Origin of the sequence: Saccharopolyspora sp. NPDC002686 (assembly GCF_040295745.1) — a bacterium.
In the GTDB taxonomy this organism is placed as follows: domain Bacteria; phylum Actinomycetota; class Actinomycetes; order Mycobacteriales; family Pseudonocardiaceae; genus Saccharopolyspora; species Saccharopolyspora oryzae.
Genome location: NZ_JBEOVY010000301.1, coordinates 1 through 9,771 on the forward strand (window position 1 = coordinate 1; position 9,771 = coordinate 9,771).

General features: G+C 70.2%; 8 protein-coding genes. 6 read left to right on the plus strand and 2 right to left on the minus strand.

Features of this window, described 5'->3' with window-relative positions; all coding sequences use genetic code 11:
- A partial coding sequence (locus ABTZ89_RS29870; RefSeq protein WP_351050910.1) for a glutamate synthase central domain-containing protein occupies positions 1-2,832 on the minus strand: 2,832 nt, incomplete at its 3' end.
- 763 nt (positions 2,833-3,595) lie between these two features.
- On the opposite strand from ABTZ89_RS29870, the gene ABTZ89_RS29875 reads away from it, so the two are divergent.
- The 5 genes from ABTZ89_RS29875 to ABTZ89_RS29895 all read left to right on the plus strand — a co-directional run bounded on the left by ABTZ89_RS29875 (position 3,596) and on the right by ABTZ89_RS29895 (position 7,337).
- Positions 3,596-4,537, plus strand: a complete 942-nt coding sequence (locus tag ABTZ89_RS29875) for an ABC transporter substrate-binding protein (protein ID WP_351050912.1) — start codon at positions 3,596-3,598, stop codon at positions 4,535-4,537.
- Positions 4,534-5,559 (plus strand): FecCD family ABC transporter permease, encoded by a 1,026-nt coding sequence (locus ABTZ89_RS29880; protein ID WP_270947101.1) that lies wholly within the window; start codon positions 4,534-4,536, stop codon positions 5,557-5,559. The genes ABTZ89_RS29875 and ABTZ89_RS29880 overlap by 4 nt, the downstream gene beginning before the upstream one ends.
- A 142-nt stretch (positions 5,560-5,701) precedes the next feature.
- Positions 5,702-6,475, plus strand: a complete 774-nt coding sequence (locus ABTZ89_RS29885) for an ABC transporter ATP-binding protein (RefSeq protein ID WP_351050915.1) — start codon at positions 5,702-5,704, stop codon at positions 6,473-6,475.
- A 174-nt stretch (positions 6,476-6,649) separates the two neighbouring features.
- On the plus strand, positions 6,650-6,991 hold the full coding sequence (locus tag ABTZ89_RS29890) for a type II toxin-antitoxin system RelE/ParE family toxin (protein WP_351050918.1): 342 nt from the start codon (positions 6,650-6,652) through the stop codon (positions 6,989-6,991).
- A gap of 1 nt (position 6,992) precedes the next feature.
- Positions 6,993-7,337, plus strand: a complete 345-nt coding sequence (locus ABTZ89_RS29895) for a helix-turn-helix domain-containing protein (RefSeq protein WP_351050921.1) — start codon at positions 6,993-6,995, stop codon at positions 7,335-7,337.
- Positions 7,338-7,433: 96 nt separating this feature from the next.
- Here the strand turns inward: ABTZ89_RS29895 and asnB are convergent, their stop codons facing one another.
- Positions 7,434-8,933 carry an asparagine synthase (glutamine-hydrolyzing) gene (gene asnB, locus ABTZ89_RS29900; protein ID WP_351050924.1) on the minus strand — a complete coding sequence of 500 codons (1,500 nt, stop codon included), beginning with the start codon at positions 8,931-8,933 and terminating at the stop codon, positions 7,434-7,436.
- A 78-nt stretch (positions 8,934-9,011) separates the two neighbouring features.
- Between asnB and ABTZ89_RS29905 the strand changes: the two genes are divergently transcribed.
- The coding region (locus ABTZ89_RS29905; RefSeq protein ID WP_351050926.1) for an IclR family transcriptional regulator at positions 9,012-9,771 on the plus strand (760 nt) is incomplete at its 3' end.

Genomic DNA, 9,771 nt, shown 5'->3' on the forward strand with positions numbered 1-9,771 from the left:
GAACCGGCCGGAGGCGACCTGCTTGACCGCCGAGCGCCGCTCCGGGTCGTAGAGGCGGTCGACGTCCTCGCCGCCCTCGCCGGAGTTGGACTTGCCGCCGATCCGGTTCATCGCGATCGCCAGCGTCTCGTGCGCCTCGGCGGAGATCGCGCCGTAGCTCATCGCGCCGGTGGAGAACCGCTTCAGGATCTCCGAGATCGGCTCGACCTCGTCGATGTCGATCGGCTCCCGGCCGCTGTCCAGCTTGAACAGCCCGCGCAGCGTGCCGCCCTCGGCCGACAGCCGGTCGCACTCCGCGGTGTAGCGGCGGAACACGTCGTACTTGCCGGTCTTGGTGGCGTGCTGGAGCAGGAAAACCGTCTCCGGGCTGAACAGGTGCAGCTCGCCCTCGCGGCGGTAGGAGTAGTCGCCGCCGACCTCGAGCTTGCGGTGCACCCGCTCGGTCGGGTTGTCCGGGTACGCGCGGCGGTGCCGCTGCGCGACCTCCTCGGCCAGCACGTCCAGGCCGACGCCGTCGAGCTTGGAGGTGGTGCCCTCGAAGTACTCGCCGACCAGCTCGGCGGACAGGCCGACGGCCTCGAAGACCTGCGCCGCGGTGTAGGCGCCGACGGTGGAGATGCCCATCTTGGACATCACCTTCAGCACGCCCTTGACCAGCGCCTGCACGTAGTTGCGGATCGCGGTCTTGGCCCGGGTGCCGGTGATCTGCCCGTGGGCGATCATGTCCTCGATGGTCTCGAACGCCAGGTACGGGTTGACCGCCGCGGCGCCGTAGCCGAGCAGCGTGGCGATGTGGTGCACCTCGCGGGCGTCACCGCTCTCCACCACCAGCGCCACGCGCAGCCGCTCCTTGGTCCGCACCAGGTGCTGGTGCACCGCGGAGACCAGCAGCAACGACGGGATCGGCGCCATCTTGTGGTCGGAGTCGCGGTCGGAGAGCACCAGCACGCGCGCCCCACCGGCGATCGCCTCGGAGGCCTCCTCGCGGACCCGCTCGATGGCCGCGGCCAGGGCCTCGCCACCGCCGTCGACCTCGTACAGGCCGGACAGCACCGCGGAGGCGAAACCGGGCAGGTCGCCGTCGTCGTTGACGTGGATGAGCTTGGCCAGCTCGTCGTTGTCGATGACCGGGTTGGGCAGCACGATGTGCCGGCAGGACGCCGCCGAGGGCGTCAGCAGGTTCTGCTCCGGGCCCATCACGCGCGCCACCGAGGTGACGATCTCCTCGCGGATGGCGTCCAGCGGCGGGTTGGTGACCTGCGCGAACTGCTGGACGAAGTAGTCGTAGAGCATCCGCGAGCGCTGCGAGAGCACCGCGGGCGGGGTGTCCGAGCCCATCGAGCCCAGCGGCTCACCACCGCTGGTCGCCATCGGCGCCAGCAGCAGGCTCAGCTCCTCCTCGGTGTAGCCGAAGGCCAGCTGGCGGCGCACCACGGACTCGTGGGTGTGCACCACGTGCTCGCGGTCGGGCAGCTCGTCGAGGTTGAGCAGCCCGGCGTGCAGCCACTCGTCGTAGGCGTGCTCACCGGCCAGCTCGGACTTGATCTCCTCGTCGTCGACGATGCGGCCCTGCTCGGTGTCGATCAGGAACATCCGGCCCGGCTGCAGCCGGCCCTTGGCGACGACCTCGGACGGGTCGAGGCCCAGCACGCCGGTCTCGCTGGCCAGCACCACCCGGTCGTCGGCGGTGCGCCACCAGCGCGCCGGGCGCAGGCCGTTGCGGTCCAGCACCGCGCCGACCAGCGAACCGTCGGTGAAGGTGACGCAGGCCGGGCCGTCCCACGGCTCCATCAGGCTGGCGTGGAACTGGTAGAACGCCTTGCGCTTGGGGTCCATCTCGGCGTGGTTCTCCCACGCTTCCGGCACCATCATCAGCACCGCGTGCGGCAGGCTGCGGCCGCCGAGGTGCAGCAGCTCCAGCACCTCGTCGAAGGAGGCGGAGTCCGAGCCGTCCTCGGCGCAGATCGGGTACAGCCGGGACAAGTCGCCCGGGATCAGGTCCGATTCCAGCAACGCCTCGCGGGACCGCATCCGGTTCCGGTTGCCGCGGATGGTGTTGATCTCGCCGTTGTGCGCGACGAAGCGGAACGGGTGCGCCAGCGGCCACGACGGGAAGGTGTTCGTGGAGAACCGGCTGTGCACGATCGCGATCGCGCTGACCAGCCGCTCGTCGGTGAGGTCCGGGAAGAACGCGGGCAGCTGCCCGGTGGTCAGCATGCCCTTGTAGACCATGGTCCGGCTGGACAGCGACGGGAAGTAGAGCTCCAGGCCCTCCTGCGCGGCGGCCCGCTCGGCGCGCTTGCGCAGGCAGAAGGCCAGGCGGTCCAGCTCGATGCCGGCCTCCTCGCGCTGCCCGGCGACCAGCAGGGTCGCGAAGTGCGGCATGCACTTCAGCGCCGTGGTGCCCACGCCCGCCTTCTCCGGGGTGATCGGCACGTCCCGCCAGCCCAGCACCTTCAGCTGCTCTTCGGCGGCGACCTGCTCCACCAGCTCGATCGCGCGGCGGCGCTGCTCCTCGTCGGCGGGCAGGAACACCATGCCCGCGGCGTAGCGGCGCTGGCCGAGGTCGTCGGCCTCGGGCAGCTCGACGCCCGCCTCGGCGCGCAGCAGCTCGTCCGGCAGCTGCACCAGGATGCCCGCGCCATCACCGCTGGTCGGCTCGGCTCCAGCAGCACCGCGGTGTTCGAGGTTCGCCAGCGCGGTCAGCGCATCGGCGACGATGCCGTGGGAACGGCGCCCGCGGACGTCGGCGACCATGGCGACACCGCAGGAATCCTGCTCCGCAGCCGGGTCGTACAAGCCCTGGGCTGCTGGGACGGCGGAGAAGACCATGCGCAGACCTCCCTCGTCAGTTCTCGTGCTCGGAAGTCGACAGCCGCACCGGCTGACCTGACTTCATGACTTCTGGGCACGGGACGACGCTGGCCCGCAGATGACTTCCGGTGTCACGACAGAAGTTTTCGGGCTTTCGAAAGCCCGCTCGTGACCGGAGCGTTCAGAGAACTTTAACAGCCAGGATACCCAGAAGCATTAGTTGTCGAGTGATGCTGACCATCTTGTTGTAACGCACCCGTGTGGGTTACGGGAGTCCGCGCGGACGGCGGCTGCCCAGGGGTTTCGTCATCGCAGACCTCCCGACGCGAGTTCGGGGACGTTCCTCGTGCGTTGCGGATGGCGGGCAGCACCCGCCGCGTGCGGCGGCGAGCCGCTCACCGGGCAGAACGTGCCGGGTCACGGCCCCGCCGGCAGTCGGGGCGCGCACCGGTGAACACGATCCGTTGCCAAATCTAACCGCTGGGTGGCCGCTGGCGGTAGGCCGTGCTCCAAGACACCCCGCAGCGCCTCGGCCCGTTGATCGAGCCCTGATATCTTTGCAGCTCAGAGCCCCCGTCCGCGGGGGCTCGCGGGACGCCAGCGCCAAGCGAAACCGGTGCGAACCCGGTGCTGTGCCGCAACTGCGATGGCCCGGTCTCGACCGGGCACGAGCCAGGTCGCCTTGCGCGTGGTGTCGATGTCCGCCACTCCCGGTGCAGGGGTGCGGTGTCGGCTTCCCCGGCCGCGCCCTCGATGCACCGGCCGAAACCGTAGGGAAGACATGACCGGGTTCCGCCGACTCGCCACCCTGCTGCTCGCCGCGCTGGCCCTGCTCGTCGGGGTCACCGGGTGCGCAACCCGACCCCACTCCCAGACCACGGCCCCGGCCGACGACCCGGCCTCCGCGTTCCCGGTCAAGGTGGAGCTGCCCGGCCAGCAGCCGGTGACCCTCCCGCAGCAGCCGAAGCGGATCGTCTCGCTGTCCCCGACCGCCACCGAAACCCTCTACGCCATCGGCGCCGGGGACCAGGTCATCGCGGTCGACCAGTTCTCCGACTTCCCGCAGCAGGCACCGCGCACGAACCTCTCCGCGTTCACCACCGACGCCGCGGCCGTCGGCGGGCACGACCCGGACCTGGTCATCGCCCCGGACAGCGCCGGTCAGCTGGCCGAGGGCCTCAAGGCCGCCAACGTGCCGACGCTGCTCACCCCGGCGGCGGCGAACCTGGACGACACCTACCGGCAGATCGAGGTGCTGGGCCAGGCCACCGGGCACACGCAGCAGGCCCGCGACCTGGTGGCCAAGATGCGCGGTGAGATCGACAAGATCGTGCGCGACACCCCGAAGCCGCCGCAGCCGCTGACCTACTACCACGAGGTCAGCCCGGACTACTACACCGCGACCTCGCGGAGCTTCGTCGGCAACGTCTACAACCTGTTCGGCCTGCACAACATCGCCGACGAGGCTGGCGGCGACTTCCCGCAGTTGTCCGAGGAGCACGTGCTGCAGGCCAACCCGAACCTGATCTTCGTCTCGGACGTCAAGTGCTGCCAGGTCACCGCCGCTTCCGTCGGCGAGCGGCCCGGCTGGAACACCCTCGACGCGGTGCACAAGAAGCACGTGTTCGAGATCGACGACGACCTCGCCGGCCGCTGGGGCCCGCGGGTGGTCGACCTGGTGCGCTCCGTCGCCGACGGGGTCACCAAGGCGCAGCAGGGGTGACGAGCACGCCGCTGCCGCAGACCAAGCTGCGACCCCGGCACGTGGTGATCGGGGTCGTAGTGCTCGTCGCCAGCGTTCTGCTGTCGGTGCTGCTCGGCGCGGCCGAACTCGGCTGGCGCCGGGTGCTCGCCGAGATCGCCGCGCAGCTCACCGGCGGCGTTTCGCCGCTGTCGGAGCGCGAAGCGGCCATCCTCTGGTACCTGCGGGTGCCGCGGGTGGTGCTCGCGGTGTTGGTGGGCGCCGCGCTCGCGGTCTCCGGCGCGGCCTTCCAGGGCGTGTTCCGCAACCCGCTGGCCGACCCGTACCTGCTGGGTGCGGCGGCCGGCGCGGGCTTGGCGGTCACGGTGGTGCTCACCGGCTCACCGCAGACCGCGCTGTCCATCCCGGTGCAGGTCGCGGCCTTCGCCGGAGCCCTCGGCGGCGTCGGCCTGACCTGGCTGGTCGGGCGCTCGGCCGGACGCGACACGGCCACCCTGGTGCTGGCCGGGGTGGCCGTCGGAGCCTTCCTCACCGCCGCGCAGACCTTCGTGCAGCAGATGCGCGTGGAGTCGTTGCAGCAGGTCTACATGTGGATCCTGGGGCGCCTGTCCACCACGGGCTGGCGAGAAGTGCTGATCGTGCTGCCCTACCTCGTGGTCTCAGCGGTCGTGCTGTGCATCTGCGCGCGCCTGCTGGACCTCCTCGGCACCGGTGACGAGGAAGCCGCCGCCCTGGGCGTGCGCCCGGGTCGGGTGCGCTTCGCGGTGCTCGTCGCAGCGTCCCTGGCCACTGCGGCAGCGGTGTCGGCGGCGGGCCTGATCGGTTTCGTCGGCCTGGTGGTACCCCACCTGGTGCGCCTGGCAATGGGCGGCAGCTTCCGAATCATCGTCCCGATGTCACTGCTGTTCGGCGGAGTGTTCCTGGTCCTGGCCGACATGCTGGCCCGCACCCTGCTAGCCCCCGCCGAGATCCCGATCGGCGTGATCACGGCCTTCACCGGAGCACCGTTCTTCGCCCTCCTACTACACCGGAGCCGGGCATGAACAGCCCAGCCACAACGTGTGCCAACCCCCACCCAACCGCACCTCAGGGGACCGAGACGCAACCCAGTCACAAGAAACCGCGAAACCGCAAGATCCCTCCCAAACGCAACCACCACTGTGAATCGCGGAGAGGCGGGACAGGATGAGCAGGTTGGAGGTGCGTGAGCTGTCCGCTGGTTACCGGCGCGGCACGGTGATCTCGGGCGTTTCGACCACTGTGGACACCGGTGGCTGGCTGGGCATCATCGGCCCCAACGGCTCGGGCAAGTCGACGCTGCTGAAGGCCATCGCGGGCCTGGTGCGCCACTCCGGCGAGGTGCTGGTCGACGACCGCCCGCTGGCCGAGCTGCGCCGCCGCGAACGAGCCCGCGCGATCGGCTACGCCCCGCAGATCCCGCAGCTGCCGATCGGCCTGACCGTCACCGATTACGTGCTCCTGGGCCGCACCCCGCACCTGGGCGTCCTGGGCCGCGAAGGCCCGGCGGACCTGGAAGTCGTGCGCGGACTCCTCGACCGCCTCGACCTGGCGCGACTGGCGGACCGCGCCCTGGCCACGCTGTCCGGCGGCGAACGCCAGCGCGCAGTGCTGGCCCGCGCCCTCGCCCAGCGGGCCGGGGTCCTGCTGCTCGACGAACCGACGACCGGCCTGGACGTCGGCCACGCGCAAGCCCTGCTCGACCTGGTCGACGAACTCCGCCGGGAACTGGGCACCACGGTCGTCATGACCCTCCACGACCTGACCCTCGCGGCCCAGTACGCCGAGCACCTGCTCCTGCTCGACGCCGGAGGTGTCGCAGCCGAAGGCACCCCCACCGAGGTCCTGACGCCCGAGGCCCTCGAAAAGCGCTACACAGCCCGGGTCACGGTCCTGCACACCCCCGACGGCTCACCCGTCATCGCCCCGATCCGGAACTGACGACTGCTCGTTCCGCCACGCCGTTTCCCGATCAACGAGCGGAATACCGGCCAGCACCGCCAATCCGCCGTCGACGTCCTGGTCGCCGGTCCACATCGCTCTCCCCATCACCCGAACTGATCATGCTGGGATAATAGCGTGGACGCGATATCTCGTCGACGCTATATTCGACTCGTGCCCACTGGAGGAAGAGGTGAACGATGGACGCTCGTGCTATCACCGGAAGTCGAACGCTGGTACGGCAGTTTGAAGAACCGGGACCGCGCCGTTGCGGACCGAATGTTCGACTTGCTCGCGGAGTTCGGACCGCTTCTCCGCATGCCGCACAGCAAGCATCTCGGTGGAGGCCTGTGCGAACTCCGGTTCCACTGCGAAGGAACAGATCGCCGGGTGACCTACTTCCTCGAACCGGAACGCCTTGCAATCGTCTTGACGACGTTCCGGAAGCAGCGTCCGAACGAACGGCGCGAGGTCGCACGCGCCCACGCGGTCATGAAGTACAAGCGGAGGGGCTGAGATGACCTGGAAGAAGCTCGATCAGATTCGGCGGGAGAACCCGGTTACCGACCAGGAGGAGTACGACGAGTCGTACGCGGAAGCGTCACTGGCCTTCGCGCTGGCTCGCCTCGTGTACGAGTTGCGCACGCAGGCCGGGATCACGCAGACCGAGCTCGCGCGCCGGATGGGCACGACGCAGTCCTCCGTGGCCCGGTGGGAAAGCGGCGGCAGCCTGCCGACGATCGACCTGCTGGATCGTCTCGGGCGCGCTGTCGACGTCCGCTTGGAGCTGGTGGCGTCACCGAGCGACACCACCGCCCCCAAGGACACCGGGGACAACGCGGTCGCTTTCGGCGCCCGGTGAGCCCCCTCCCCCCCCGGGGGTTGGGACGCAAATTCCATTGAAGTTGGACGTGCGATTTCAATGGAATTTGCGTACCTCGCGTCGGGTGGGCGGCGGCTAGGCGGTGGCGAAGCGGGTGAGGACTGCTTCTGGGCGGACGGTGGGGAGCGCGTTGCGGAAGATGCGGTAGTACGCGAGTTCTTCCTTGGTGCGCACGGATGTGTCGGCGGACTCGAGTTCCGCATCGGTGATGCGGGATTCCCAGTGCGGGGTGAGCAGGTCCGGGGCTCCGGCACCGGTGCCGAACTGGACCTTGCGCCGCCACAGCAGTTCGTCGGGCAGCCAGCCGGTGAACGCGCGGCGCAGGTGCGCCTTCTCCACGCCGTCCTCGAGCGCCTTCAGCTCCTCCGGCAGCGACATGGCGTGCGCGATGACGTCCGCGTCGAGGAACGGGACTCGGGCTTCCAGGCCGTGGGCCATGGTGACGCGGTCGCAGCGCTGCAGGTTGAGCCCGTGCAGCTCGCCGAGGGTGCGGGCGAGCTCGTCCTGCAGGTCGTCGGCGTGCGTTCGGTGGTAGTAGCCGTAGCCGGCGAACAGCTCGTCCGCGCCTTCGCCGGTCAGCACCACCTTGACGTGGTCGGCGGCCAGTTCGGACAGGAACCAGTTGGGCACCGCGCTGCGGATCAGGCTCGCGTCGAAGGACTCCACCGACCGCACGACGTCGTCGAGCGCGGCGATCGCCTGCTCGGCGTCGAAGACCACCTCGTGGTGCTCGGTGCCGAGGTGCTCCGCGGCGGCTCGGGCGGCCAGCAGGTCCGGTGAATCGGCGGTGCCGACCGCGAACGTCTTCAGCCGCTGCCCGGCTTCGGCGCAGTCCGCTGCGGCGATCGCGGCGACGATGCTGGAGTCCAGCCCGCCGGAGAGGAACACCCCGACCTCGACGTCGGCCATCAGGTGCCGCCGGACGGAGTCGATCAGCACCTCGCGGGTGGACTTCTCCGCGATCTCGGCGGACATCCCGGTCCAGTCCGGCATCCCGACGGGTTCCGGCACGGGTTCGGCGAACCGGACGAGCCCGGTCTCCGGCGTCCAGGAGCAGCCGGGCGGGAAGCTCTCGACGGCTGCCTGCACGTCGGCCGGGAAGGCGCGCAGCTCGGAGGCGAAGTAGCGGGTTCCGGCGACCTCGGCCCAGTACAGCGGCTTGATGCCCAACCGGTCGCGAGCGGCGACGAAACGGCCGTCCGGGGCGGCCGCGCACAGCGCCCACATTCCCTGCAGCCGGTCGAGCGCTGCGGGGCCGAACCGCGCCAGCAGCACCAACGCCGACTCGCTGTCCGACGAGGTGCGGTAGTCCTGCTCGCCGAGGTCGTTGCGCAGCTGCGCGTGGTTGTAGATCTCGCCGTTGCAGACCAGCGTCCAACCGTCCGGCCCGGGCAGCGGCTGGCGCCCGCCGTCGAGGTCGACGATCGACAGCCGGGTGTGCCCGAGCCACGCGTGCCTGCCAACCTCTCGCTGATCGGTGTCGTCGGGGCCGCGGTGCGCGATCGCGTCGACCATCGGCTCCCCCGCTGCGGCCGGGACGGACGTCGGGTGGTGCAAAGCGGCAATTCCACACATGGAACTCGACCGTAGAAATCACGAGCGCATGAGACAACGCAAGTTGCTCCATGCGCACGGGTTCGCGAAGATGTGCTGGTGGCCACCGATAGCTTGAGCAGCGTCCAGCGAGCCATGGACGTGCTGCGCACCCTCGGATCCGGACCGCTGCGGGTGCAGTCGGTCGCCGAAGCGCTGGGCAAGGAGAAGACGCAGGTCTCGCGCACGCTGAAGGTGCTGGCCGAAGGCGGCTTCGTAGAACGCGACCCGGAAACGCTGGAGTACCGCCTGGGCTGGCAGCTCTTCGCCCTCGCCGGAGCGGCCAGCGACAGCCGCCTGCTGCAACAAGCAGCGCCGGTGGTGCGCGGCCTGATGCGCACCACCGGCGAGGCGGCGTACTTGACGGTGCTCAGCGGCAACGCCGCTGTGACGGTGCTGGCCGAACGCCCGGGCCGGGCGCTCCAGGCCAACGAATGGATCGGCAGGCTCTCCCCGCTCAACTGCACGGCGAGCGGCAGAGCCCTGCTGCACGGACGCCCGAGCGACGAGCTCGACCTGATTCTGACTGCCCAACCGGAGAGGCTGCCCGGCACCGAACGGGCGCCCCGCACGGCGGAAGAGGTGCGGGAACGCCTGCGCGCCGAGCAGACCGCGGGCTACAGCGCCGCCGTCGAGGAGTCGGAACCAGGCCTGGTCGCCGTAGCGGCCCCGATCCGCGACTTCCGCGGCACGACGGTCGCTGCGCTCAACGTCTCCGCCCCGGTCTTCCGGCTACCGCCGGACGACCTCGCCCGCGCCGCGGCGGCGGTGGTTCGCGGCACAGGTCTCAGAGCTGAGTCCTTCAAGGACGGCTGTTGTC